A 24,194-nucleotide genomic window follows, 5' to 3' on the forward strand; every position below is an offset into this window, starting at 1 on the left:
GCCTAAATGGTCAGCCCCGCTGCCCCGGCAGCAGGCCCCGCTCCATTCTCTGGCGGACGTTCCGGCGGAAGTAGAGCAGGTATCCCCACAGGATTGCGAAGACCACTCCGACCGAACCGATCGACACGTGGACGAAGAACCCGAGTAGCAGCCCCACCTGCAACAACAGGTTGTACTTCATCGCCCAGGGGCGGCCCTGCAGGCCCGCCCCGAGGATCATGAGCACCGCGAGCCCCACGAGGTAGGTTCCGGACCACCAGGTGAGTCCGCCGCCGACCGTCGCGACGACCGGCAGGGCGAGAAGCACCACGATGGCTTCCAGGATCAGAGATCCCGCGACCACCCCGCGGAATCCCTTCCACGGGTCCTTGGTCGGCGGTCCGAACTCCGGTTCCGAAGCATTCGAGTCCGGCTCGCTCACGCTGGGTCCTTTCCGAAGAGGGTGCGGGCCGCACCGGCGGTCACCACGGATCCGGTGACCACGACGCCCGCCCCCGATACTGCCTCACCGGGTTCGGCGACCTCCTCGGCCAGCCCGATGGCCGTTTCCAGCGCGTCCGCGAGCGTGGGTGCCACGACGACGCGTTCGTCGCCGAACTTGGCGACCGCGAGATTGGCGAGATCGTCGACGTCCATGGCCCGTGCCGAACCGTTGTTCGTGACGACGAGCTCGTCGAACACCGGTTCCAGCGCCGACAGGATGCCGTCGACGTCCTTGTCCCCCATCACGCTGACGACGCCGACCAGCTTGCGGAAGTCGAACTCGGCGGTCAGGGCGGCGGCGAGCGCACGCGCCCCGTCCGGGTTGTGGGCGGCGTCGAGGAACACGGTCGGGGCGCTGCGCACACGTTCGAGCCGGCCCGGATTGACGACCGAGGCGAACGCCTCCCGGATGGCCTCCTGGTCGAGCTGCCGTTCCGGGCCCGCACCGAAGAACGCCTCCACGGCCGCGAGCGCGAGCGACGCGTTACGCGCCTGGTGCTCCCCGTGCAGGGGCAGGAAGATGTCGGTGTAGACCCCGCCGAGGCCCTGCAGTTCGAGCTGCTGACCCCCGACCGCGATCTGCCGGGCGAGCACCGTGAACTCGGAGCCCTCCCGCGCGACCGCGGCATCCACCTCGACGGCCCTGCGGAGCAGCACCTCCATCACTTCCGGTGTCTGCTCGGCCAGGATCGCAACGGCGTCGCGGGGCACGAGCGCGTCCTCGCGGCCCTTCTTGATGATGCCGGCCTTCTCCTCGGCGATCCCGGCCAGGTCGTCGCCGAGATACTCGGCGTGATCGAGGCTGATCGGGGTGATCACCGCGATCTCGCCGTCGATGACATTGGTTGCGTCCCAACGCCCGCCGAGACCCACCTCGACGACGGCGACATCGACGGGCGCCTCCGCGAACGCGGCGTACGCCATCGCGGTGAGCACCTCGAACTTGCTCATCGCGGGGCCGCCGGCCGCCTGCGACTGCTGGTCGATCATCTGCACGTACGGCTCGATCTCCCGATACGTGTCGACGTACCGGCGGGGCGACACCGGGCGCCCGTCGAGGCTGATGCGCTCGGTGGCGAGCTGCAGGTGCGGGCTGGTGGTGCGGCCGGTGCGCCGGTGCAGCGCCGTGAGCAGCGCGTCGATCATCCGCGTCACCGACGTCTTGCCGTTGGTGCCGGTGACGTGGATGGCGGGATAGCCGTGCTGCGGCGAACCGAGCACGTCCATCAGGGCCGCGATCCGGGTGAGGGACGGCTCGATCTTCGTCTCGGGCCACCGCTTGTCGAGTTCCGCCTCGACCAGTGTCAGCTCCGCGAGGTCGACAGGACTGACTCCCTCCGGCGTGAAGTCGGGCGAGGTCACGCGCCTTCCAGCTCCTTCAATCGCTTGGTGATGCGTTCGATTTCTTCCGTCGCGATCTGCTGACGCGTACGGATCTTCTCCTTGACGGCGTCGGGGGCCTTGGCCAGGAACGCCTCGTTGGACAGCTTGGCGGTGGTACCGGCAAGTTCCTTCTGGGCGGCCGCGAGGTCCTTCTCCAGCCGGGCCTTCTCGGCGCCGAGGTCGACGTTGCCGGACGTGTCGAGGTCGACGGTGACGGTCGCCTTGCTCAGGCGCACCTCCACCGACGCGGACACCGCGAAACCGTCCTCCGGGTCCGTCAGGCGCGCCAGCGACGTGACCGCGGCGAGCTGCGTGTCCAGATCGGCCTCGGCGATGCCGCTGATGCGTGCGGGAACCCGCTGCGAGGGCTTGAGACCCTGATCGCTGCGGAACCGGCGCACCTCGGTCACCAGTCGCTGCATGTCCTCGACGCGCTGCGCCGCAACCGCATCCGCGGCTGCCTCGCTCGACTGCGGCCACTGCGCCACGACGACGGACTCACGCTCGGTCAGCGCCTTCCACAGCGTCTCGGTGACGAATGGGATCACCGGGTGGAGCAGGCGCAACAGGGCGTCGAGGACGTTGCCGAGCACGGCCCTCGTGTTCGCCGCGACCGTGTCGTTCTCGGCGAACTGCACCTTGGCCAGCTCGAGGTACCAGTCGCAGACCTCGTCCCACGCGAAGTGGAACAGCGCCTCGCACGCCTTGCTGAACTCGTACCGGTCGAATGCGGCGTCGACCTCCCCGCGCACCTGCTCGAGACGGTCGAGGATCCAGCGGTCGGCGTCGGTCAGCTGGTCGCGTCCGGGCAGTGGCGCCGGCGCGGCCCCGTTCATGAGGGCGAACTTGGTCGCGTTGAACAGCTTGGTCGCGAAGTTCCGCGACGATTGCGCGTGGTCCTCGCCGACGGACAGGTCGCTGCCGGGATTGGCGCCGCGGGCCAGCGTGAAGCGGAGCGCATCCGCGCCGAAGCGGTCGACCCAGTCGAGCGGGTCGATGCCGTTGCCCCGCGACTTCGACATCTTCTTGCCGAACTGGTCGCGGACGAGGCCGTGCAGGAACACGTCCTCGAACGGCACCTGCGGTCCGGACTTGCCTTCGCTGAACACCCCGTCGCTTCGCTCGCCCCGCCCAGCGATGGCGTCGTCCTCCGACACGTACGTGCCGAACATCATCATCCGCGCCACCCAGAAGAACAGGATGTCGTAGCCGGTGACGAGAACACTTGTGGGATAGAACTTCTCGAGCTCGGGCGTCTTCTCGGGCCAGCCCATGGTCGAGAACGGCCACAGCCCGGAGGAGAACCAGGTGTCGAGGACGTCGGGATCCTGCACCCAGCCCTCGGGTGCGGTCTCGTCCGGTCCGAAGCACGCGACCTCGCCGTCGGGGCCGTACCAGATCGGGATCCGGTGACCCCACCACAGCTGACGCGAGATGCACCAGTCGTGCATGTCGTCGACCCACGCGAACCACCGCGGTTCCTGGCTGGCCGGGTGGATGACCGTGTCGCCGTTGCGCACCGCGTCACCCGCGGCCTTCGCGAGGGACTCGACCTTCACCCACCACTGCAGCGACAGGCGCGGCTCGATGGACTCACCGGTGCGCTCGGAATGCCCGACACTGTGCAGGTAGGGCCGCTTCTCCGCGACCACGCGACCCTGCTCGGCGAGGGCCTCGCGCACCTTGACGCGCGCCTCGAAGCGGTCGAGACCGTCGAATTGCGTTCCCGTGTCGGCGATCTTGCCGGTCTTGTCCATGATGGTCGGCATCGGCAGGTTGTGCCGCAGGCCCATCTCGAAGTCGTTGGGGTCGTGCGCGGGCGTGATCTTGACGGCGCCGGTGCCGAACTCGGGATCGACGTACTCGTCCGCGATGATCGGGATGTCGCGCCCCGTGAAGGGATGCTCGAGCGTCGTCCCGATCAGGTGCTTGTATCGCTCGTCGTCGGGGTGGACGGCCACGGCGGTGTCACCGAGCATCGTCTCGACACGGGTGGTCGCGACCACGACGTGCGGCTCGTCGTCGTTCAGGGAGCCGTACCGCAGCGAGACCAGCTCACCCTCGACGTCCTCGAACTTCACCTCGATGTCGGAGATCGCCGTCTGCAGCACTGGCGACCAGTTGACGAGACGCTCGGCCCGGTAGATCAGCCCGTCGTCGTACATGCGCTTGAAGATCGTCTGGACGGCGCGGGACAGCCCGTCGTCCATGGTGAACCGGTCGCGGCTCCAGTCGACGCTGTCACCGATGCGGCGCATCTGGCCGCCGATGGTGCCACCGGACTCGCGCTTCCAGTCCCACACCTTCTCGATGAACAGCTCGCGGCCGAAGTCTTCCTTCGTCTTGCCGTCGACGGCGAGCTGCTTCTCGACAACGGTCTGCGTCGCGATGCCCGCGTGGTCCATGCCGGGCAGCCACAGCACCTCGTAGCCCTGCATCCGCTTGCGGCGGCTCAGCGCGTCCATCAACGTGTGGTCGAGCGCGTGACCCATGTGCAGGCTGCCGGTCACGTTCGGCGGCGGCAGGACGATGGAGTAGCCCGGCTTGTCGCTGTGCGGGTCCGCACGGAAGTAACCGGCGTCTACCCAGCCCTGATACAGATCGTCCTCGACGGAACTGGGGTCCCAGCTCTTCGGGAGGGCATCGGCACGGTTCTGGGGATTTTCTGGAGCTGCACTGGTCACCCGTCGAGTCTAATGAACGCGCGGACGACCGACGACGGGGCTACCGTCCGCCTCGCTACTGGTCGCTGAACAGGGCGCGGTGCACCTCGGTGGCGGTGCGATGCTCCGGGTCGACGGGGCGCAGCGCCTCGCCGGCATCCTCGCCGCCTGCCTGGGATCCTGCGGTGCTGTGCAGCTCGGAGAAGAGCTGCACGTGGTGGTCGTTCAAGGGATTCCTCCGGTTCGTCTGCCGCATCCAGTGCGGCAACCACTCGAGAGTGTCGAGTATGCATCGAAAACGCCGCCGATCGGCGGCGACACGGCGACGGGCGCGCCGGTGGTGTTCACACACACGCCGGCAGAAGGCTCAGCCGGCCCGCTGTGCCACCACACAGGCGAGGTAGAGCGTCATACCCAGACCCGGTTCGTCCAGCGGGCGACCGAGGAGCCGGGCGATCTTGTCGAGTCGGTTGGCGAGGGTATTGCGGTGGACGTGCAGCCGCTGCGCCGCCCGGCTGGAGTTGAACCCGCACTCCCCCCACGCGATCAGCGTCTCCTGCAGGTGCGGCCAGTCGTTGTCGGTGGCCAACGCGCCGAGCACCGCCCGTGACAGTCTGTCACGGGTTTCCGCGGGTATCACCGAGACGGCCTGATGGAGGCGGAACCGGTCGATGTCGTAGACCTGCCCGCGTGGGTCGAGAACCGCGCCGAGCCGGAGCGCGTCGTACGCGTCCTGGGACGAGAGATTGAGCTGTTCGACCCCGTGCGCGATCGATCCGATCCCCACGCGGGTGTCCCATCCCCGTTCGCGGACCAGGGACACATACTTCCGGCACCGGTCCGTCAGAGCCGCATCCGCCGCGGGGGTCCGTGCGGTCACCACGGTGGTGACCGCGACGACCTGCCGAGCGAGCGGCGCGACCAGATCGGTCGCGGAGTCGAAGGCGTCCTGCACGGCGCGCAGGACCCTGTGCGACACGGGCTGCCCCTGGACCGCGACGTCGTCGGAGTGACTGTCGTAGCTGATCAGCACCATGACCCGGGGAAGGCGCAGGTCGTATCCCAGACCCGTTGCCCGCCGGACGATCTGGGCCTCGGTGAACGTGGAGCGATGCCAATCACAGATGTCGCGGAGCAGCTCTTCCGCAGCCCGCTCGTAGGTCAGCCGGGTACCGATCCGCGAGGCCTCCTGCATCAGGATTTCGGTCTGCCGCTTGACCACGAGCCCGAATTGCTCGACCTGCTCGGGTGAGCCGGACAGCCCGATCGTGCCCACCACGTCACCGTCGATGACGAGCGGAATGGTGACGCCGGGCAGACTGCCGACGAGGTCGCGGACGTCCGCTGCCGAATGCGCGATCATGCGCCGCGCACGGATCACCTCGATCGATGCCTCGTGGAATTGGCCGATGCGACGTTCGTCCCCGCTGCCGACTACCGTGCCCGCCGCGTCCGTGATGAGCACGTTGAACCCGATGACGTCGGTGATCTCGTTCGCGATCTGTTGCGCCAGAGCCTCACTCAGCATCGACAGCCCTTCCGAACCCTTCGAGGGATTGTGCATATCGCACAACTCAGTACCGAATCCAGTATAAATCAAGGTCAACTTGCCTAGTGACCACGGTCACATGCCGTTCCTACGATGGGTGCATCCCAACTAGGAGTTCACATGGCAATCCTCGACTGGATACTTCTCGGTGCCTACTTCCTGCTACTCGTCCTGATCGGCGTCCAAACCATGCGACGCGTCAAGTCGCCGGACGATTTCGCCGTGGCAGGCAACCGAATCATCTGGCCGGTCTTCTTCGGCAGCCTGGCCGCAGCGTTCCTCGGCGGCGGAGCATCGCTCGGCATCGCCGGCGCTGCGATGCGTGACGGCTACGTGTACATGTTCGCCTTCTGCGCGTTCGGCGTTCAGACGGTGCTCGTCGGCTACTTCGTTGCGCCCAGACTCAAGAATTACATCGGCGCCCACACCCTCGGCGACATCATGGAGGCCCACTACGGCCGGTCGGCGAGACTGGTGACCGGCATACTGTCCGTCGTCCTGTGTGCCGGCATCCTCGGCGCCCAGGCCCTGGCCATCGGTACCGTCGTCAACGCCACCCTCGACGTGCCCACCGTGCCCGCGGTGATCATCGGCATGGGAGTGGTCGTGCTCTACTCCTCGTTCGGTGGGGCCTGGGCGGTAATCCAGACGGACCTGTTGCAGTTCGTCTTCCTGGGAGTACTCCTGCCGGTGGCGCTCCTCATCGGGCTCGACGCCGTCGGCGGACCGTCGGCTCTCCTGGACAGTGTTCCCGCCGAGCATCTTTCGTTCATGGGTGACTACTCCCCCGCACAGTTCCTCACGCTGTTCGCTGCACTACTGCTCGGCGAGACGCTGGTCCCGCCGTACGCGCAGCGGACGTTCTCCACTCCCGACTCGCGGCACGCCCGTAAGGGTTACGCACTGGCCGGGTTCTTCTCGTTCTTCTTCTTCTTCACGTCGGCGTCTCTCGGGTTGATCGCACTCGTCCTGTACCCGGACATCGAAAGCGATCAGGCGCTTCCGACCGTGGTGATGAATCTGATGCCGGTCGGCGTTCTCGGGCTGGTGGTGGCGGCGCTGATGGCGGTCGTGATGTCGACGGCGAGTTCCTACCTCAATTCCACCGCCGTCGTCCTGACCAAGGACATCTACCAGCCCCTCAGCGCCACCGAGCTGCCGCCGTCGAGGCGGCTCACCGTCGAGCGGGCCACCAGTGTCGTCGTCGGTGCCGGGGCGACCATCTTCGCGCTCAGCGTTCCGTCCATCGTCGACGCCCTTCTCTACAGCTACACGCTGTGGGCTCCGACGGTCATCGTTCCGTTGTTCGGCGCCGTGCTGTTCGGCGTGCGATCCGCGCCGGCGGCACTGTCGGCGATCACGGCGGGCGCGATCGTCACCGCGGTGTGGCAGTGGGGCCTCGACGCTCCGTTCGGCCTGGACGGGCTGGTGCCCGGCGTCGTCGCCAACCTGCTCGTCTTCGTCACGGTCGCGATGACCACCTCGTCCCGCTATCCGCGCCGGCAACAGCCTGCCGTCCGCGTCACCGAAGGAGAATTCGCATGATTCCCGTCCTCCTCTATTACGGGGTACCCACCGCCGTCATCGCCGTCACCCTGTGGGTCGGATTCCTCGGCTGGCGCTTCTACGTCAAGGAAGTGCTGCGCGGTGACAGCGGTGACACCACAGCGGGTGAGCGCGACCATGGGTGACATCGTGGACGTTCCCGGGGTGACCACCGGCACCAGCCCGTACCCGTCGGCGCGCAGGGTGGGCGACCTCGTGTTCGTCTCCGGCCAGGTCTCGTTCGACGACACCGGCGACGTCGTCGGCACCGACGTGGTGGAGCAGACACGTCACTCCCTCACACGTCTCGACAGGGTTCTCGCCGCGGCCGGCGCCACCTTGCACGACATCGCTTCGGCCACGGTGTATCTCGCGAACGCAGGCGACGCCCCGCGCTTCAACGAGGAATGGATGCGCTGGTTTGCCGCAGAACACCGCCCGGCCAGGGCAACGGTGGTCGCGGCCCTGCTGGACCCGCAGCTGCTCGTGGAGATACAGGCCGTCGCCGTCACGGGCCGGGGCTCGACCGAAGGAAAGGAAACGGAATGAAGGTGGCAGTTCTCGGAGCAGGGGTCGTCGGTGTGGCGACTGCCCACGCTCTGGCCGAGCGTGGACACGAGGTTCATGTATACGACCGGCGCAGCGAGGTCGCGTCCGACACCAGCGCGAGCACCGCCGGATTGATCGCCCCCGGTCACTCCTACGCGTGGGCGTCGCCGTCGGCTCCCACCATGCTGGCCCGATCGTTGCTCGGCGCGTCGACCTCGATCCGTGTCCGGCCCCGGGCGGACGCCGAACTCGCCCGGTGGGGTGTGCGATTCCTCCGCGAGTGCACGGCCTCCCGGGCGCGGTCGAACACTCTCGCGAAGCTCCGACTGGCCCGGTACAGCCAGCAGCTGATGGACGAACTCACCGCCCGCGAGAACCTGGAGTACTGCCAGACACGCAACGGCGTGCTGTACCTGTACCGGGACGAAGCGGAACTGGAACGAGCGCAGGTGAACTCGCAACTGCTCCGCGACCACGGACAGCTGCAGGACGTGCTGGGACCCGACGAGATCGCGGCCGCGGAGCCCGCGCTCGGTCACGGGACGGCCACGTTCGCGGGGGCGATCCACGACCGCACCGACGGCACCGGCGACCCGCACAGGTTCTCGGTGGGGCTTGCCGAGGAATGCGGACGGCTGGGGATCAGGTTCCACCTGGGCACGTCCGTCATGCGCCTCGAGACCGACGGGGCGGCCATCACGTCAGCCGTCACCGACCGGGGCGAGATTCGCGCGGATGCCTTCGTCCTCGCCGCCGGGGCCGCGAGCGCTCTCGTCGCGAGGAGTATCGGTGTGCGACTGCCCGTCTACCCGGCCAAGGGATACACGCTGACCGCGACCGTCAAGGACCCCGAACGCGCACCGGTGGTGGGTGGCATCGACGAGAAGACGCTCGTCGCCTGGTCACGGTTCGGTGACGAACTGAGAATGTCGGCGACCGCGGAATTCGTCGGGTACGACCGCAGTCACTCGCCCGCCGACTACGCGGGGATCGTGGACGCGGGGAACGAACTGTTCCCCGGCGCCGTGGACTGGGACACGGCCAGGTATCGAACGGGCCTTCGCCCGATGACACCCGACGGCCCGCCGATGATCGGACTGGGACGGCACGACAATCTGTACTTCAACACCGGTCACGGTCACGTCGGCTGGACCATGGCGGTCGGCTCGGCCCGCATCCTCGCGGACCTCGTGGACGAACGGCGACCGGACATCGACCCGACTCCGTACTCCCCGATTTCGTCCCGTCGGCATCCGAGCCGGCGAGGCGCGTAACGAAGTGCACTGACCCGACGACTATCCGAGCGTGCCTCCGGAAACGGCGGCGCACCGACCTCGCTGACCGCAACCCCCGACTGCGGTCAGCGAGGTCGTCTCGGGCAGAGGCTCGATCAGCCGCTTTCGGCGTCGCGCTTGGCGAACGCCAGTTGCATTTCCCAGCCCTCGACATTGCCTTCGTAGGCGGCCGCGCGGCGCTCGGCATTCGGGTACAGGGCGGCGAATCCGGTCTCGACGACGCGGAGGAGTGTGCCGCCGTCCCGCTCCGACAGGAAGAACTCGACCAGGGTGGACGTGCCATCCACGAGCGGCCGCGCGGGATCGTCTCCCCCACGGAACGAGACGTAGTGCGGTGCGTCGGACGTGACGGGAAGTATCGGGAAGCGCCCGTACGGGGGAAAGTCCACGACGAAGACGTCGCCTTCACGTGTGGTGGTCGTCGTGCCGGGTTCGCCGTCGCCGATGAACCAGCCGGGTTCACTCACCAGCCGGAACACCCGCTCGATGGGGGCGTCGATCTGGATCTCGCGCTCGATCCTGTCCTGGGATGCGTCCGGAACGCTCATGATCATCCTCACCTCTCGACAATGTGCTACCTCACGGTTGCACATCGGCGTGCATTTGCGCAACCTTCAGGTTGCACTAGCGGGGTGAAGGGCCGGAAAGACGCGTCCGGGCGCCCGCCCGTCGCGGAGGGCGATGGGGCGGGCACCCGGGGAACGTGTCAGCTGAAGTGCGCCAGCAGGGCGTCGCGCTGACGGTCGCCGAGGCCACGGAGGCGGCGCGTCGGAGCGATCTCCAGGTTGGCCATGATCTCCTGGGCCTTCACCTTGCCGATCTTCGGCAAGGCTTCCAGAATGGCGCTGACCTTGGTCTTTCCGATGATGTCGTCGACATCGGCCTTGGAAAGGACCTGCTTGAGGGTGATGTCACCGGACTTGAGCTTGTCCTTGAGCTCCGCGCGTGCCTTACGAGCGGCGGCGGCCTTCTCGAGAGCTGCTGCCCGCTGTTCGTCAGTGAGCTGGGGAAGTGCCACGATGTCTCCTTCATTCGGGGTACGTATCGAACACCGTAGCGAGAGAACCGCAACTTCACCGCATCCATCGGACGTGTCGCGCATCCTGTCCGATTCGACACGCCCCGGCTCACAGGTCCGGCGGCACGAAAAATGCCAGGACGCGGGCGGTGTGCTGTGTCATGCTCGACGTGTTCCGATCGGTTCACACGTCGAGTTCAGGAAGGACGTAGCGATGCGCGCACTGCCCGCAGCCCACGCAACCCGGTTGCGGCCGTCACGCACGGGCGCCGCCTCCTTCCCCGCCGGTCGGCAAGGCGAACGCGGGATCATGCCCGCCCCGAAGACCTGCCGCACCGCCCGACACGCCTGACTCGACTTCCGTCGCCGGCGTGCTCCCACCGCCGCGAACCGACGACAGAACCGAGATCTCCCGTGAGGCACTTCTCCCGTAACCCACCCGGCAACACCCTCGACGCCCGCAACTGGTCGCGCGCGGATGTGCTGGTCGTCAATGTGACGTACGAGGCCCTCTGCGAGATTCCCGCGGAGCGCGCCGTCGTGCTGATCAGTGTCGGTGCGGCCGAGACGCTCGCGGATCGGGAGCCGCCGTTCCCGATTCGCTCGCAGCACGTCGAGATCAGCCTCCCGCAGACCATTCGACTGCTGCGTTACGTCTACGTCCCGCACTCCGTGCTGGTGACCGACAGCAGCCGCGCGACGTTCGCGGGCGTGTTCCGCCGCGACCGCAATCGTTGCGGCTACTGCGCCGAGCCGGTCGCGACGACCATCGACCACGTGCTGCCGAGGAGCCGCGGCGGCCCGAACACCTGGGCCAACCTCGTGGCCTGCTGCGTCCCCTGCAACCAGAGGAAGGCCGACCGCACACCGGAGGAGGCGGGAATGCCGCTGCTCTGGGAGCCGAAGGCGCCCGGCACATCGAGAAGGCGCAGCGGCTGATCTGGAGGGATCTCGCGGCGGTCTGACCGCGAGATCCCTGCACCCGCCTCCACCCGACCGACCTTCTCCCGGGAAGAGGAGATTTCCCGATGACCGACGTCCTGGACACGACCCTGTCCACCCTGCTGCCTGCCTCCGACGACCCCGCCGGCTGGGTTGACGCGGCGTGCCGCGCCGACCCCGAGCCGGACCGGTGGTTCCCGTTCCCGACCGAGGACTTCGAGTACGCGCGCGACGTCTGCCATCGCTGCGCACTGCGGATGCGCTGCGAGCTGTTCGCCAGGACCACCGGTCAGACTGGTGTGTGGGGTGGCAAGGAATTCGATCGGGGTCGCGAGAAGCGGACGTGAATCCGCCTCGGCCCGGCCCCGGTCCGCCGGCTACCGGCCCAGGATCTCGGGCAGCGCGACGTCCTCGCCCCGCACGTGCTCGGAGAGGAACGACAGCACCACCTGATACCAGACCTTCGCGTTCTGCGGGGTGAGGATCCAGTGGTTCTCGTCCGGGAAATAGAGGAAGCGGTGTTCGGTGCGACCGTCGTCGTCCGCGGGCAACCCCGACTCGGACAGCAGCTCGAACCACAGCCGCAGCCCCTCTCCGATCGGAACGCGAAAGTCCTTGTCGCCGTGAATGACCAGCATGGGGGTCACGATGTCCGCGACGTACAGGTGCGGCGAGTTCTCCACCGCCATCTCGGGCGTCATCTCCCGCTGCCAGTACCAGGCGGCATCGGTGGTGGGGCCGAACTGGTCCAGCGCCCACAGGCTGGCGTGGGTGACGATCGCCTTGAACCGGTCGGTGTGTCCGGCGATCCAGTTGGCCATGTAACCGCCGAACGATCCGCCCATCGCCGCGGTGCGCTTCTCGTCGATCTCCGGCAGTGCCACCGTGGCGTCGGTGATCGCCATGAGATCGGTGAACGGGGCCTTGCCCCACTTACCCCAGCCCCGCTCGACGAACTCCTGCCCGTAGCCGGTGGACAACGCCGGATCCGGCAGCAGCACGGCGTATCCCCGCGCCACGAGCAGCCACGGGTTCCATCGCCACGACCAGGTGTTCCACGACCCCAGAGGGCCGCCGTGCACCCACAGCGCGAGAGGAACCGGCGCGTGGGCGGAGGCGCCGGTCGGCACCGCGAGCCACGCGCGCACCGCGGCGCCGTCGGCGGCGACCGTCTCGACCTCCGTCAGCGTGCCCGGCAACTCGGGGAGGTCGGCGGGCGCCTTCAGCAGTGACACGGCGCCGGTGGTGATGTCGATGCGCACCGGGTGCGGCGGCGCCGCGTACGACGCCCGCAGCGCGAACACCGTCGACCCGTCGGGGGCCACCTGCAGGTCGGTGTACGCGCAATCGTCGGTCGTCACCCGAGTGGGGTCCGCGCCGTCACGGAGCAGGAAGATCGGGGCACGCCCACGGTCGTCGGCGGTGACGAGGAGCCCCGAACCGTCGGACAGCCAGGCCACGGACGTTGCCCACCGGTCCCACCCCGGCGCCACCTCCGAGACCGTGCCCGTGTCGAAGCTGTAGCGGTGCAGCGTGAATCGCGGCGCGGCGTCGGGTGTCGCATGCGATTCCCTCGTGAACACGACATGCCGTCCGTCCGGGGAGATCACCGGGTCCGACAGATCGGCGTCGGCGTCGTCGACGAGGACCGTCCGCGCCCCCGTCTCGGTGTCGACGCGTACGAGGATGCTCCGGATCGACGCCAGCGGACCGGGCACCGTCCACGACGACACCACGAACGCGCCGTCGTCGCTCAGCGCGTAGTTCGCCTCCCGCAGTGCCGGACCCGGCATCGGAGTGAGGTCGGTCAGCTCCGGCTCCTGCCCGTTCTCCGCGAGCGCGTCCAGTGAGGCGGACAGGAGGTGGGGCACCTCGGGACCGAGATCGTGGTCCCAGTAGCGGATCGGGTAGCCCGTGTGCAGGATCGCCGAGACCTTCTTCTCCTTGCGCTCGGTGCGCACCCGCTCGTCGTCGGCGGACTCCCCGGATCTCCCGAGAACCCCGGTGGTGACGACGACCCGCGGCGCGCACCGTGCGGCGCGGACCCCGGTGATGCCACCGCCGCGGCGCGCGACGACCACCGCCTCGCCGCCTCGCGCGGGCAGCCGCCACAGATCGTCGGGAAGGTCGTCCTCGTCCTGGGTCGGACGGGAGGACGTGAAGAGGAGATCGCCGTCGCTGGTGAACGTCGGGTTGGACTCCCCGCTGCGACCTCGGGTGAGCCGGCGGGCCGCGAACTCGCCGGTGGGATCGATCTCCCACAGTGCTGTGACGTACTTGGTCGCCTTCTCGTCGAGCGTCGACTGCGCGACGACGAGCCTTCGCCCGTCCGCGGACAGCGCGAGGCCGCCGACGCGGCCGAGCGCGAGGTAGTCGTCGAGGTCGTCGAAAGGAGTTCCGGCGTGGAGTTCAGGAATCGCGGTCACGAGTCGTTGGTATCACGAACCGGGCTCACACCGTCGGACATCCGCGTCTCAGGCGAGCAGGGGCGCGACCCGCGGCGGAATCTCGTTCAACGCGTACGGCAGGCTCAATACGGTGCTCCACGCCATCGCTTCGGCGGCGGCGTCCTCGAGCGTGAGCGTGCGTCCGGCCTTCACCACGTCGAGTTCCTGATAGATCGGTGTCTTGTCGAGCTCCGCGCGCAACTTGTCGCCGTAACCGCCGCCCGCGTACCAGACGAGGAGATCGACGTTCGCGAGCGACAGTTGCTCCGTGCTGATCTCGGCAAAGTTGCCGGTGATCTGTTCCGTCACAGCGGGATTGACGAATCCGAGTTCGGTGAAGAAGCGGACCTTCGGGTCCTCCGGACCGTACACACCGAACTGCCCGGGACCCTTGAGCGCGCCGACGAGGACGGTCTTTCCCGCGAACGCCGGGTTGGCGGCCCGGACGTCGTCGAACTGCGTCTCGACGGAGGACACGAGCTCCGCGGCCTTGTCCTTCTTGCCGAGCGTCTCGCCGAGAATCCTCGTCTGGTCCTGCCACGGGACGCCGTAATCGGCGAACTCTTTGGGCTGCGCGACCGTCGGCGCGATGGCGCTCAGCTTGTCGTACTGGGCCTGGGTGAGGCCGGAGTAGGTGCCGACCACCAGATCCGGGGCGACCGTCGCGACCTTCTCGAAATCGATGTTGGTCGATGCCGTGCCCACGATCTCGGGCTGCGCGTCGCCGAGGAGGTCCTGCGCCCACGGCCACACGCCATACGGGTAGTCGCCGTACCAGTCGAACGTGCCTGCCAGCGTGCCGCCGAGCGCGAGGATCGTGTCCTGGTCGTTGTAGCCCACACTGACGATGCGCTGCGGGTCGGTCGGCACCTGGGTCTCGCCGTACTTGTGGGCGATGACGGGACCGGACGGCTCACTGCCGGTGCCGGAGCCGTCGCCGTCCGAGCTGCTGCAGGCCGCGGCGAACGCGAGCAGCGCCCCCCCGGTGCCCACGAGGAATCCGCGTCGGCTCAGGCCGATCCTCTGTTGACCCACGTTCATGCGGCGACCCTCTCGTCTACCAGGTACTACGATCCACTTAGGTAAGGCTTGCCGAGCTTATCCTAAGGGGTCGCGCGGACGGGTTCCCGCCACATCGCCCACAGCGTCGGCCCGCCGTCCGGGATCCGGATCTCGCCGGTGACGTCGAATCCGAACCGCTGGTAGTAGGAAATGTTGTCTTCCTTGCTCGACTCCAGATACGCCGGGAGCCCCTCGGCATCACACCGGTCCAGCCGCGACCGCAACAGCGCCTTCCCGTAACCGCCGCCCCGTCCCGCGCTCGACGTCCCGATCGTCGCCAGATACCAGTGCACGGGATCGACCGGGTGTGCGTCCTCGACGGTTCCGCTCACCGCGGCCCCGACGCCCAGCCGCGAGCCGAACGCGCGGACCAGTCCCGGCAGGCTGAGGATCGACGACAACGTCGACTGCTTCCAGCCGCCGGGCGGATCCCACATGGCGGCCCCGCGGACCACGCCGTCGCCGTCCTCTACCAGTTCGGCTCCGCCCCCGGCCAGATGGTGATGGCGGATCTCCACCGCGAACAGTCTCGGCAGACCGCGCCGCCTGCGCTCGGGATCCGGCCACATCCACACCATCACGGGGTCGTCGAAGAACGCGTCGGCAAGGACGCGCGACAGTTCGGGAATGTCGGATCCGGTCGCCGCTCGCACGCTCACACCCATGCCCAGAGGGTACGGGCACACCAGGCGGGCGCGCCGGAACGACTGGCCGTCGCGCCCGGTTCGGGGCCACTATGGACTCATGACCCGCCCCTCGTCCGCACGCAGTCCGCTCGAATCCGGCGGCAGGTGATGGGCCGCGTCACCGCGCGACGCCCGGTCGTCCGCATCACCGACCACGGAACGACACGCAGACCCGATTCGCTGGCCGTCGAAGAACCCCTCGAGATCCGGGTCGGCGGCCGTTCACTGTCGGTGACGATGCGCACGCCGGGCGACGACATCGATCTGGTGCACGGGTTCCTGCTGACCGAGGGCATCATCGAGAGCCGCGACGACGTGTCCGTCGCCCGCTATTGCGACGGCGTCGACGAGAGCGGAGCCAACACGTACAACGTGCTCGACGTGGTTCTGGCCGAGGGCGTCCCGGTTCCGGGTGGACCGGAACGCCGGTTCGTCACCTCGTCGGCCTGCGGGGTGTGCGGCAAGGCGTCGCTGGACCAGGTCCGGACACGGTCACGATTCCCCTTGTCCGGCAACGACTTGTCGGTGACCGCGGCCACGCTGTCGTCGATGCCGGCCACCTTGCGGGCGGGTCAGCGCATCTTCGATTCGACGGGCGGACTGCACGCCGCGGGCCTGTTCACCCCCGACGGCGCACTCGTCGCGTTGCGGGAGGACGTCGGCAGGCACAACGCCGTCGACAAGGTGCTGGGGTGGGCACTGACACAGGAGCGGGTGCCGCTGTCGGGCAGTGTTCTCCTCGTCAGCGGGCGCGCGTCCTTCGAACTGGTGCAGAAGTCCGTGATGGCGGGGATACCGATGCTCGGCGCGGTGTCGGCGCCGTCCTCGCTGGCCGTCGACCTGGCACTGGAATCCGGCACGACGCTCGTCGGCTTCCTCCGCGGGGAGTCGATGAACGTCTATGCCGGAGCCCAGCGCGTGAAGACCGGGGTCTGAGCGGGCGTTTCTAGACGGTGGCGTCGACGAGGAGCGTCGCGCCGGTGGCCGCCTGAACGTCCTCGACGCTGTGGCCGGGAGCGGTCTCGACGAGCCGCAGGCCGTCGGGGGTCACGTCGATGACAGCGAGATCGGTGACGATCTTCTGTACGCAGCGCTTGCCGGTGTACGGCAGCGTGCACTCCTCGAGGATCTTGTGCTCACCCTTCTTGGTGACGTGATCCATCATCACGATGACCTTGCCCGCGCCGTGGACGAGGTCCATCGCGCCGCCCATGCCCTTGACCATGGCGCCCGGGACCATCCAGTTGGACAGGTCGCCGTGGCTGCTGACCTGCATGGCGCCGAGAACTGCCACGTCGACGCTGCCGCCGCGGATCATCGAGAAGGAGTCGGAGGAGGAGAAGAACGCGCCGCCGGGGACCACGGTGATGGTCTCCTTGCCCGCGTTGATCAGTTCGGGGTCGACCTCGTCGTCGGTCGGGTACGGCCCGACGCCGAGGATGCCGTTCTCCGAGTGCAGGATGACGTCCTTGCCGGCCGGGATGTGACCGGGGATCAGGGTGGGCATGCCGATGCCGAGGTTCACGTACTGCCCATCCTCGAGCTCGGCCGCGACCCGGGCCGCCATCTCGTCACGCGTCCAGCTCATGCCCGTACCGTCCTGTTCTCGATTCCCGTTTCCTGCTTGCCGACCTCGACCACACGCTGGACGAAGATGCCGGGGGTGTGCACCTCGGCGGGGTCGATCTCGCCGGGCTCGACGAGGTACTCGACCTGCGCGATGGTGATGCGACCGGCGCCGGCGGCGTCCGGGTTGAAGTTGCGGGCCGTCTCCCGGTACACGAGGTTGCCGAGGCGGTCACCCTTCCACGCGTGGACCAGCGCGAAGTCGGTGCGGATGGCGCGTTCGAGGACGAAGGCCTCTCCGTCGAACTCGCGCGTCTCCTTGGGCTTGCTCGCCACCGCGATGCCGCCCTGGCCGTCGTAGCGGATCGGCAGACCGCCGTCGGCGACCTGCGTCCCGACACCGGCGGGGGTGTAGAAGGCGGGGATGCCCGCTCCCCCGGCGCGCATGCGCTCGGCCAGCGTGCCCTGCGGAGTGAGCTCAACCTCGAGCTCTCCGCTGAGGTACTGCCGCGCGAATTCCTTGTTCGCGCCGACGTACGAGCTGATCGTGCGCCGGATCCGGTGCTGCTCGAGGAGCAGACCCAGACCGAAACCGTCGGTGCCGCAGTTGTTGCTGACCGTCTCGAGGTCGGTCGCACCTTGTGCGAGGAGGGCGTCGATGAGGACCGAGGGGATACCGACGAGGCCGAAGCCGCCCACCGCGAGGGACGCTCCGTCGGGGACATCGGCAACGGCCTCGGCCGCCGTTGCGAAGACTTTGTTGACCATGTGACCCAGGCTACCGCAAAATGTTCGAGTAGTGAACACCCATCCACATTGCGAACAAATTCCGCCCCGCCTGTTGGCCCCATCACAGAACGCGACTACTATGTGCGAATAGCGGCCGACTGTTCACATCGAGAACGTGAGGATCTTTTTCCATGCTGCATCTGCCAGCCCACTTCGAAGCCGGGCACGAAGCCAATGCCCCGCTGCTGTTCCCCGAGTACAAGACGACTCGGCTGCGCAGCCCCAAGAACGACCTGATCCTGATCCCGCAGCGACTCGGCGAGATCACCGGTCCGGTCTTCGGCGACGCCGACGTCGCCAAGGGTGAGAACGACATGACCCACGCCAACGGCGGCGAGGCCCAGGGACAACGCATCATCGTCCACGGCCGCGTCCTCGACAGTGCGGGCAAGCCCATCCCCGACACCCTCATCGAGGTGTGGCAGGCCAATGCCGGCGGCCGCTACCGCCACAAGATGGATTCCTGGCCGGCCCCGCTCGATCCCCACTTCAACGGTGTCGCCCGCTGCCTCACCGACAAGCAGGGCCACTACGAGTTCACGACCATCAAGCCCGGCGCCTACCCGTGGGGCAACCACCACAACGCGTGGCGGCCCGCACACATCCACTTCTCCCTGTTCGGTCAGGCGTTCACCCAGCGGCTGGTCACGCAGATGTACTTCCCGGACGATCCGTTCTTCTTCCAGGACCCGATCTACAACTCGGTGCCCGAAGCGGCGCGCGAGCGGATGATCAGCACGTTCGACTACGACCACACCCGCGACAACTGGGCCGTCGGATTCAAGTTCGACATCGTCCTGCGCGGTCGGGACGCCACCCCGTTCGAGGACCCGGAGGGCCACTGATGATCGACACCCAGAATCCCGACGCCCCCCGCTACCCGGTCTTCGCCAAGAGCCAGGACCAGGTGCCGTTCGGTGTCACGCCGTCCCAGACCGTCGGCCCGTACGTCCACATCGGCCTCTTCCCCACGTGGGAGAACAGCGGCGACGCCGTCCCCGAGGATGCGCCGGGACGAATCGACGTGTCCTTCAACGTCATCGACGGCGCCGGTCAGCCCATCGGCGACGCGATGATCGAAACCTGGCAGGCAGATGCCGCGGGCCGGTTCAACAGCCCCACCGATCCCCGCGGTGCCGCCGAGGCGACCCCCGCCGGCTTCCGCAGCCTGGCCCGCGTGTTCGCCGACGAGAGCGGCACGATCGTGGTGCACACCGTGAAGCCGGGCGCACTTCCCGCCGAGGACGGCGCCGTCGAGGCCCCGCACATCAACGTCGGACTGTTCGCCCGCGGCATGCTCGAGAGGCTGTACACACGGCTGTACTTCCCCGAGGACACGGACGCGCACGCATCGGACCCCGTGCTGTCCGCCGTTCCGGAAGCCGACCGCCCCAAGCTGATCGCGGAGAAGACGGATCGCGGATACCACCTGACGATCCACGTGCAGAACACGGACGGACGGGAAACCCCGTTCTTCGCCCTGTAATCGGTCACAACGCAGAAAGGTGTCGCGCGTGAACTCTCCGGAGCCTTCCCGGGGTGCCCTGTTCGATCCGACGTTCGGTGCCGGCGAAATGTCGGCGCTGCTCTCGGACCGGGCGTGGGTCACCGCGCTGGTCGAGGTCGAGGGGGCACTGGCCCGGGCGGAGGCGAAGTGCGACGTCATCCCCGCCGCGTCCGCCGACGCCATCTCGTCGGTGTTCGCGCGCGTCGTCGCCGAGGGCTCCGTGGATGTGGGTGCCCTCGGCGTGGCGGCCGCAGCGGGGGGCAATCCCGTGATCCCGCTGGTGAAACTGCTCCGCAGCGAGGTCGCGGCCGCCGATCTCGGGGTACCCGGAAGCCACGTGCACAAGGGCGCCACGAGTCAGGACATCCTCGACACCGCCCTGATGCTGCTGTGCCGCCGGTCGGGTGCGCACATCCTGGCCTCGCTCGACGAGGCGGTGGTGTGCGCCGAGGCGCTCGCGCGGGCCCAGCGCGACACCCCGATCGCCGGCCGCACACTCGGCCAGCAGGCCCTCCCCACCACGTTCGGCGTGCTCGCCGCGGGGTGGATGACGGCGTTGCACAGGGCCTCCCGTGCACTGTTCGACGCCCTCGACGGACTTCCCGTGCAACTGGGAGGCGCGGCCGGCACGTCGGCTGCGCTCTACCCGCACGGCCTCGACGTCGCCGACGTGCTCGCCGACGAGCTCGGGCTGGCACGTCAGGACGTGCCCTGGCACACCGATCGCACCCGCATCGCGCTGCTCGCGTCGGCGCTCGGAACGGCCGCGGGCGCGGTGTCCAAGATCGCCACCGACCTCGTGTTCCTGTCGTCCACCGAGGTCGGCGAGGTCAGCGAAGGGTCCCCCGGCGGTTCGTCGGCCATGCCGCACAAGCGCAATCCGGTGGCCGCGATCGCGGCCCGCGCCGCGGCCCGCCGCACCCCGGGACTCGTCGCGACGATCCTCGGCTCGATGGATCACGAGCAGCAGCGCGCCGCGGGCGCGTGGCACGCCGAGTGGGAAACGCTCACGGACCTGCTACGCCTCACCGGCGGAGCCGTCGCGCGCATCGCCGACTCGCTCGGCGGGCTGAACGTCCACCCCGACGCGATGGCCCGCAACCTCGACATCACCGGCGGCCTGCTCCTCGCGGAACGCGTCACCGGCGCCCTGTCCGCCCGCACCGACAACGCGCGCGCCCTGGTCACCGCCGCGTGCGAGACCGGACACCCCCTCGACGAGGATCCCGGGCTCCTCGAATACCTGCAGGCGGACGAGATCCGCGCCCTGCTCGACCCCGCCGGATACCTCGGCCACGCCCACGACATCGTCGACCGCGCACTGGAGACAGTGGCCCGCGGCCGGGAAGGAACGCGATGACAGTCGCACTCGCACACGAAATCTCCGGACCCCGAAGCGGCGCGGCGGACGCCCCCGTCGTCGTCCTGCTCGGATCGCTCGGCTCCAACCGGTCGATGTGGGACCCGCAGATCGCGGCGCTGTCCGACGAATGCCGGGTCGTCGCCGTCGATCAGCGCGGCCACGGCGAATCGCCGGCACCGGACGGCCCGTACTCCGTCCGCGACCTGTCCGAGGACGTTCTCGCCCTGCTCGACTCGCTCGGCGTCGACGCCGCCCACTTCGTCGGACTGTCCATGGGCGGCGCGATCGCCCAGTGGCTCGGCGCGCACGCTCCGCGCCGGGTGCTGTCGCTGTCGCTGCTGTGCACCGCCGCGAAATTCGGTGAACCGCAGGCATGGATCGAGCGGGCCGCGGCATCGCGCACCGACGGTCCGGAGTCGCTCGCGGATGCCGTTGTCGCACGGTGGTTCAGCGAGGGGCTCGCCAAGCGTGATCCGGAATTCGTCCGGCACTACCGCGAGATGATCGCGTCCACGTCCCCCGAGGGATACGCCGCGTGCTGCGACGCCCTCGCCGACTGGGATTTCACCGCCGACCTGTCCCGCATCAGCGCACCGACACTGGTGATCGCGGGCGAGGAGGATCCGTCCACCCCGCCGTCGGTCATGCAGATCCTCGCGGACGGCATCACCGAGGCCCGGTTCGAGGTGCTCTCCCCCGCCGCGCACGTCGCGAACCTCGAGCAGGCAGGAGCCGTCACGGCGCTGCTGCGCGAACACATCGTCGGCGCCGGGTACGCGCGCGGCCGGCGCGCCGCGCACGCACAGGGAATGACGGTGCGCCGCTCGATACTCGGCGACGCGCACGTGGACCGCTCCGTGGCGGGCACCACCGACTTCACGGCACCGTTCCAGGACTTCATCACCCGCACCGCGTGGGGCGACATCTGGTCACGCCCCGGGCTGGACCACGAGTTGCGGCGGCTGCTCACGATCGCCGTCCTCACCGCGGTGGGCAACGAGCACGAACTCGACATGCACATCCGCGCCGCCCTCCGCGCGGGTGTCGACGCCGACACCATCGGTGAGGTGCTCCTCCACACCTCCGTCTACGCCGGTGTGCCCAACAGCAATCTCGGCTTCGCACTCGGCAAACAGGCCCTCGCCGACCTGTCCTCCACCGACACCGGGGCCACGGAGGAGAATTCGCAGACATGACCGCTACCGAACCGACGGAGAAGATCCTCCCGTCCCCCGACTACGTCCAGTCCCTGGCCCGGGGCCTCGCCGTGATCCGCTGCTTCGACCACCGGAATCAGCGGCGAACGCTCAGTGACGTCGCCCGCGCCACCGACCTGACCCGCGCCACCGCACGCCGATTTCTGCTCACCCTCGTCGAGCTCGGCTACGTGGCCACGGACGGTTCCGCGTTCTGGCTCACCCCGCGGGTTCTCGAACTCGGATACAGCTACCTGTCGAGCCTGTCGCTGCCGGAGGTCGCGCAGCCGCACCTCGAGAAGTTGAGCCACAAGGTCCACGAGTCGTCGTCGGTGTCGATCCTCGACGGCGCCGACATCGTGTACGTGGCCCGCGTGCCCGTCAGCCGGATCATGACGGTGGGCATCACCATCGGCACCCGGCTCCCCGCGTACGCCACCTCGATGGGGCGGGTCCTGCTGGCGGGACTGCCCGACGACGAACTCGACGCGTACCTCGAAAAGCTCGACATCCAGCGGCTCACCGAACGCACGATCACGGCCCGCGACGAGCTGAAGGCTGCGATTCTCGCGGTCCGCGCGGACGGTATCTGCGTTCTCGACCAGGAACTCGAGGCAGGCCTGCGGTCGATGGCCGCCCCGATCCGCAATGCCTCCGGGCTGACCGTCGCGGCGGTGAACATCTCCACACCGGCCGCGCGATACAGCCTCGAGGATCTGCATTCCGATCTCATCCCGTCGCTGCGGGTCACCGCAACCGACATCGAACAGGACCTCGCCACCGTCAATCGCTGACGCAGTGCCCGAGGAATCTTCATGAAAGGTCTTTCCATGCGTGACGTCGTCATCTGCGAGCCCCTGCGAACGCCGGTCGGGCGCTTCGGCGGAGTGTTCAAGGACATCACCCCGCAGAGCCTCGCGGCCACCGTCATCACGGCGCTCGTCGAACGCACCGGCATCGAGGGCAGCCAGATCGACGACGTCATCCTGGGCCAGGCGTCCCCGGGCGGGGAAGCCCCGGCCATCGGCCGGATCGCGGCCCTCGACGCCGGACTCGGCATCGACGTCCCCGGCATGCAGGTGGATCGCCGCTGCGGATCCGGTCTGCAAGCGGTCATCACCGCCGTGCTCCAGGTGGCGTCCGGCGGCAATGATCTCGTCCTCGCCGGTGGCGCCGAATCCATGAGCCAGGCCGAGTTCTACACCAACCCGAACATCCGCTGGGGCGTCAAGGGCGAAGGCGTGCAACTCGCGGACCGGCTCGCCCGCGCCCGCGTCACCGCCGGCGGTGCGAACTTCCCCGTGCCGGGCGGCATGATCGAGACCGCCGAAAACCTCCGCGCCGAGTTCGACATCAGCCGTGAGGACCAGGACGCGCTCGCCGTGCAATCGCACCAGCGTGCCGTCGCCGCACAGGATTCAGGACGCTTCGCCGAGGAGATCGTCGGAGTGACGGTGCCGCAACGCAAGTCGGACCCGCTCGTCGTCGACAAGGACGAGCATCCGCGCGCCGACACCACGGTGGAGTCGCTGTCGAAGCTCCGCGCCATCCGCTCCAAGATCGACTCCGCCTCCACCGTCACCGCCGGCAACGCCAGCGGGCAGAACGACGGTGCCGCCGTGTGCATCGTGACAACCGCCGAGACGGCGAAGGAACTCGGGCTGAAGCCCCTCGCCCGCATGGCGTCCTGGGCCGTGGCCGGCGTCCCGCCACGCACCATGGGCATCGGCCCGGTGCCCGCCACGGAGAAGGCCCTCGGTCAGCTCGGACTGTCGCTGTCCGACATGGGTGTGATCGAACTGAACGAGGCCTTCGCCGCGCAGACCCTCGCCGTCCTCCGCAGCTGGGACCTCGACCCCACCGACGAACGCCTCAACCCCAACGGATCCGGCATCTCCCTCGGACACCCCGTCGGCGCCACCGGCGGCCGCATTCTCGCCACCCTCCTGCGGGAGATGGACCGTCGCGAATCCCGCTACGGGCTCGAGACCATGTGCATCGGCGGCGGCCAGGGCCTGGCTGCGGTGTTCGAGCGGGTCTGATCCGGCGTCTTCGGTGCACGCATCGGCGGGCAGGCTTCGTGCCTGCCCGCCGATGTTCGTTCCGGGCCGAGAATGCACGTCCACGGCTGCGTCACGCAACAGCCGGGCT

24 protein-coding genes and 1 pseudogene are annotated in these 24,194 nt (G+C 68.5%); 13 read left to right on the forward strand and 12 right to left on the reverse strand.

Annotated elements, in window-relative coordinates:
- Nucleotides 1–10: 10 nt before the first annotated feature.
- From PSR88_RS06675 to PSR88_RS06695, 5 genes are all read right to left on the reverse strand, one after another.
- Complete coding sequence (locus PSR88_RS06675) at nucleotides 11–421, reverse strand: DUF4233 domain-containing protein (RefSeq protein WP_009474023.1); 411 nt, start codon at nucleotides 419–421, stop codon at nucleotides 11–13.
- Entirely contained in the window at nucleotides 418–1,845 is a 1,428-nt protein-coding gene (gene folC / locus PSR88_RS06680; protein ID WP_011594375.1) for a bifunctional tetrahydrofolate synthase/dihydrofolate synthase, read from the reverse strand. The genes PSR88_RS06675 and folC overlap by 4 nt, the downstream gene beginning before the upstream one ends.
- A complete protein-coding gene (locus PSR88_RS06685; RefSeq protein ID WP_016879950.1) occupies nucleotides 1,842–4,550 on the reverse strand; it encodes a valine--tRNA ligase in 2,709 nt (902 codons plus the stop codon). The genes folC and PSR88_RS06685 overlap by 4 nt, the downstream gene beginning before the upstream one ends.
- A gap of 55 nt (nucleotides 4,551–4,605) precedes the next feature.
- Entirely contained in the window at nucleotides 4,606–4,758 is a 153-nt protein-coding gene (locus PSR88_RS06690; protein WP_009474026.1) for a hypothetical protein, read from the reverse strand.
- Nucleotides 4,759–4,896: 138 nt separating this feature from the next.
- Nucleotides 4,897–6,093: a CdaR family transcriptional regulator gene (locus tag PSR88_RS06695; RefSeq protein ID WP_009474027.1), complete on the reverse strand. Its 1,197-nt coding sequence runs from the start codon at nucleotides 6,091–6,093 to the stop codon at nucleotides 4,897–4,899.
- 105 nt (nucleotides 6,094–6,198) lie between these two features.
- Between PSR88_RS06695 and PSR88_RS06700 the strand changes: the two genes are divergently transcribed.
- Genes PSR88_RS06700 through PSR88_RS06715 form a run of 4 tightly spaced genes read left to right on the forward strand, consistent with a single transcriptional unit; the run spans nucleotide 6,199 to nucleotide 9,446 of the window.
- On the forward strand, nucleotides 6,199–7,623 hold the full coding sequence (locus tag PSR88_RS06700) for a sodium:solute symporter (protein ID WP_016879949.1): 1,425 nt from the start codon (nucleotides 6,199–6,201) through the stop codon (nucleotides 7,621–7,623).
- Nucleotides 7,620–7,769: a hypothetical protein gene (locus PSR88_RS06705; RefSeq protein WP_009474029.1), complete on the forward strand. Its 150-nt coding sequence runs from the start codon at nucleotides 7,620–7,622 to the stop codon at nucleotides 7,767–7,769. Before PSR88_RS06700 ends, PSR88_RS06705 begins: the two co-directional genes overlap by 4 nt.
- On the forward strand, nucleotides 7,762–8,172 hold the full coding sequence (locus tag PSR88_RS06710; RefSeq protein ID WP_011594380.1) for a RidA family protein: 411 nt from the start codon (nucleotides 7,762–7,764) through the stop codon (nucleotides 8,170–8,172). Before PSR88_RS06705 ends, PSR88_RS06710 begins: the two co-directional genes overlap by 8 nt.
- Entirely contained in the window at nucleotides 8,169–9,446 is a 1,278-nt protein-coding gene (locus PSR88_RS06715) for a D-amino acid dehydrogenase (protein ID WP_016879947.1), read from the forward strand. Before PSR88_RS06710 ends, PSR88_RS06715 begins: the two co-directional genes overlap by 4 nt.
- Before the next feature lie 116 nt (nucleotides 9,447–9,562).
- On the opposite strand, the gene PSR88_RS06720 is transcribed toward PSR88_RS06715, so the two are convergent.
- Both PSR88_RS06720 and mihF read right to left on the reverse strand, forming a co-directional pair.
- Complete coding sequence (locus tag PSR88_RS06720) at nucleotides 9,563–10,021, reverse strand: SRPBCC family protein (protein ID WP_016879946.1); 459 nt, start codon at nucleotides 10,019–10,021, stop codon at nucleotides 9,563–9,565.
- Nucleotides 10,022–10,173: 152 nt separating this feature from the next.
- The gene (mihF, locus tag PSR88_RS06725; protein WP_005248100.1) at nucleotides 10,174–10,485 is read right to left on the reverse strand and encodes an integration host factor, actinobacterial type; all 312 of its coding nucleotides are present in this window, start codon (nucleotides 10,483–10,485) and stop codon (nucleotides 10,174–10,176) included.
- 414 nt (nucleotides 10,486–10,899) lie between these two features.
- Here mihF and PSR88_RS06730 point away from each other — a divergent pair.
- Nucleotides 10,900–11,450, forward strand: a pseudogene (locus tag PSR88_RS06730) (HNH endonuclease).
- Nucleotides 11,451–11,513: 63 nt separating this feature from the next.
- Entirely contained in the window at nucleotides 11,514–11,774 is a 261-nt protein-coding gene (locus tag PSR88_RS06735) for a WhiB family transcriptional regulator (RefSeq protein ID WP_009474035.1), read from the forward strand.
- 30 nt (nucleotides 11,775–11,804) lie between these two features.
- Here PSR88_RS06735 and PSR88_RS06740 read toward each other — a convergent pair whose 3' ends face one another.
- The 3 genes from PSR88_RS06740 to PSR88_RS06750 all read right to left on the reverse strand — a co-directional run bounded on the left by PSR88_RS06740 (nucleotide 11,805) and on the right by PSR88_RS06750 (nucleotide 15,601).
- Nucleotides 11,805–13,853, reverse strand: coding sequence for an alpha/beta hydrolase family protein (locus PSR88_RS06740; RefSeq protein ID WP_009474036.1), 2,049 nt, complete (start codon nucleotides 13,851–13,853; stop codon nucleotides 11,805–11,807).
- Between the two features lie 48 nt (nucleotides 13,854–13,901).
- Nucleotides 13,902–14,915 (reverse strand): iron-siderophore ABC transporter substrate-binding protein, encoded by a 1,014-nt coding sequence (locus PSR88_RS06745; protein WP_009474037.1) that lies wholly within the window; start codon nucleotides 14,913–14,915, stop codon nucleotides 13,902–13,904.
- 62 nt (nucleotides 14,916–14,977) lie between these two features.
- The gene (locus PSR88_RS06750; protein WP_029537193.1) at nucleotides 14,978–15,601 is read right to left on the reverse strand and encodes a GNAT family N-acetyltransferase; all 624 of its coding nucleotides are present in this window, start codon (nucleotides 15,599–15,601) and stop codon (nucleotides 14,978–14,980) included.
- A 129-nt stretch (nucleotides 15,602–15,730) separates the two neighbouring features.
- Here PSR88_RS06750 and fdhD point away from each other — a divergent pair, with 129 nt between their 5' ends.
- Nucleotides 15,731–16,558, forward strand: coding sequence for a formate dehydrogenase accessory sulfurtransferase FdhD (gene fdhD, locus PSR88_RS06755; protein ID WP_016879943.1), 828 nt, complete (start codon nucleotides 15,731–15,733; stop codon nucleotides 16,556–16,558).
- 10 nt (nucleotides 16,559–16,568) lie between these two features.
- Here the strand turns inward: fdhD and PSR88_RS06760 are convergent, their stop codons facing one another.
- The gene (locus PSR88_RS06760) at nucleotides 16,569–17,210 is read right to left on the reverse strand and encodes a 3-oxoacid CoA-transferase subunit B (RefSeq protein ID WP_009474040.1); all 642 of its coding nucleotides are present in this window, start codon (nucleotides 17,208–17,210) and stop codon (nucleotides 16,569–16,571) included.
- Complete coding sequence (locus PSR88_RS06765) at nucleotides 17,207–17,956, reverse strand: CoA transferase subunit A (protein ID WP_005248111.1); 750 nt, start codon at nucleotides 17,954–17,956, stop codon at nucleotides 17,207–17,209. Before PSR88_RS06765 ends, PSR88_RS06760 begins: the two co-directional genes overlap by 4 nt.
- A gap of 152 nt (nucleotides 17,957–18,108) precedes the next feature.
- On the opposite strand from PSR88_RS06765, the gene pcaH reads away from it, so the two are divergent.
- The 6 genes from pcaH to PSR88_RS06795 are packed head-to-tail and all read left to right on the forward strand — an operon-like array spanning nucleotide 18,109 to nucleotide 24,085.
- Nucleotides 18,109–18,822, forward strand: a complete 714-nt coding sequence (gene pcaH, locus PSR88_RS06770) for a protocatechuate 3,4-dioxygenase subunit beta (protein ID WP_009474041.1) — start codon at nucleotides 18,109–18,111, stop codon at nucleotides 18,820–18,822.
- Complete coding sequence (gene pcaG, locus PSR88_RS06775) at nucleotides 18,822–19,463, forward strand: protocatechuate 3,4-dioxygenase subunit alpha (RefSeq protein WP_009474042.1); 642 nt, start codon at nucleotides 18,822–18,824, stop codon at nucleotides 19,461–19,463. Before pcaH ends, pcaG begins: the two co-directional genes overlap by 1 nt.
- Nucleotides 19,464–19,491: 28 nt before the next feature.
- Nucleotides 19,492–20,844 (forward strand): 3-carboxy-cis,cis-muconate cycloisomerase, encoded by a 1,353-nt coding sequence (pcaB, locus tag PSR88_RS06780; RefSeq protein WP_009474043.1) that lies wholly within the window; start codon nucleotides 19,492–19,494, stop codon nucleotides 20,842–20,844.
- A complete protein-coding gene (pcaD, locus tag PSR88_RS06785; RefSeq protein WP_009474044.1) occupies nucleotides 20,841–22,043 on the forward strand; it encodes a 3-oxoadipate enol-lactonase in 1,203 nt (400 codons plus the stop codon). The genes pcaB and pcaD overlap by 4 nt, the downstream gene beginning before the upstream one ends.
- The gene (locus PSR88_RS06790; RefSeq protein ID WP_009474045.1) at nucleotides 22,040–22,837 is read left to right on the forward strand and encodes an IclR family transcriptional regulator; all 798 of its coding nucleotides are present in this window, start codon (nucleotides 22,040–22,042) and stop codon (nucleotides 22,835–22,837) included. The genes pcaD and PSR88_RS06790 overlap by 4 nt, the downstream gene beginning before the upstream one ends.
- 36 nt (nucleotides 22,838–22,873) lie before the next feature.
- Entirely contained in the window at nucleotides 22,874–24,085 is a 1,212-nt protein-coding gene (locus PSR88_RS06795) for an acetyl-CoA C-acetyltransferase (protein ID WP_016879942.1), read from the forward strand.
- Nucleotides 24,086–24,194 lie beyond the last annotated feature (109 nt).

This window comes from Rhodococcus sp. DK176 (assembly GCF_038447315.2).
GTDB classification, from domain to species: domain Bacteria; phylum Actinomycetota; class Actinomycetes; order Mycobacteriales; family Mycobacteriaceae; genus Rhodococcus_F; species Rhodococcus_F jostii_A.

What these genes read in the sequence shown, in the direction of transcription:
- PSR88_RS06760 (WP_009474040.1), bottom strand. Translation starts at nt 17,210, where the DNA reads ATGAGCTGGACGCGTGACGAGATGGCGGCCCGGGTCGCGGCCGAGCTC.
- PSR88_RS06700 (WP_016879949.1), top strand. Translation starts at nt 6,199, where the DNA reads ATGGCAATCCTCGACTGGATACTTCTCGGTGCCTACTTCCTGCTACTC.
- pcaH (WP_009474041.1), top strand. Translation starts at nt 18,109, where the DNA reads ATGCTGCATCTGCCAGCCCACTTCGAAGCCGGGCACGAAGCCAATGCC.
- pcaD (WP_009474044.1), top strand. Translation starts at nt 20,841, where the DNA reads ATGACAGTCGCACTCGCACACGAAATCTCCGGACCCCGAAGCGGCGCG.
- pcaG (WP_009474042.1), top strand. Translation starts at nt 18,822, where the DNA reads ATGATCGACACCCAGAATCCCGACGCCCCCCGCTACCCGGTCTTCGCC.
- PSR88_RS06735 (WP_009474035.1), top strand. Translation starts at nt 11,514, where the DNA reads ATGACCGACGTCCTGGACACGACCCTGTCCACCCTGCTGCCTGCCTCC.
- PSR88_RS06715 (WP_016879947.1), top strand. Translation starts at nt 8,169, where the DNA reads ATGAAGGTGGCAGTTCTCGGAGCAGGGGTCGTCGGTGTGGCGACTGCC.
- PSR88_RS06720 (WP_016879946.1), bottom strand. Translation starts at nt 10,021, where the DNA reads ATGATCATGAGCGTTCCGGACGCATCCCAGGACAGGATCGAGCGCGAG.
- PSR88_RS06705 (WP_009474029.1), top strand. Translation starts at nt 7,620, where the DNA reads ATGATTCCCGTCCTCCTCTATTACGGGGTACCCACCGCCGTCATCGCC.
- fdhD (WP_016879943.1), top strand. Translation starts at nt 15,731, where the DNA reads ATGGGCCGCGTCACCGCGCGACGCCCGGTCGTCCGCATCACCGACCAC.
- PSR88_RS06765 (WP_005248111.1), bottom strand. Translation starts at nt 17,956, where the DNA reads ATGGTCAACAAAGTCTTCGCAACGGCGGCCGAGGCCGTTGCCGATGTC.
- PSR88_RS06795 (WP_016879942.1), top strand. Translation starts at nt 22,874, where the DNA reads ATGCGTGACGTCGTCATCTGCGAGCCCCTGCGAACGCCGGTCGGGCGC.
- PSR88_RS06710 (WP_011594380.1), top strand. Translation starts at nt 7,762, where the DNA reads ATGGGTGACATCGTGGACGTTCCCGGGGTGACCACCGGCACCAGCCCG.
- PSR88_RS06790 (WP_009474045.1), top strand. Translation starts at nt 22,040, where the DNA reads ATGACCGCTACCGAACCGACGGAGAAGATCCTCCCGTCCCCCGACTAC.
- PSR88_RS06695 (WP_009474027.1), bottom strand. Translation starts at nt 6,093, where the DNA reads ATGCACAATCCCTCGAAGGGTTCGGAAGGGCTGTCGATGCTGAGTGAG.
- PSR88_RS06750 (WP_029537193.1), bottom strand. Translation starts at nt 15,601, where the DNA reads ATGGGTGTGAGCGTGCGAGCGGCGACCGGATCCGACATTCCCGAACTG.
- PSR88_RS06745 (WP_009474037.1), bottom strand. Translation starts at nt 14,915, where the DNA reads ATGAACGTGGGTCAACAGAGGATCGGCCTGAGCCGACGCGGATTCCTC.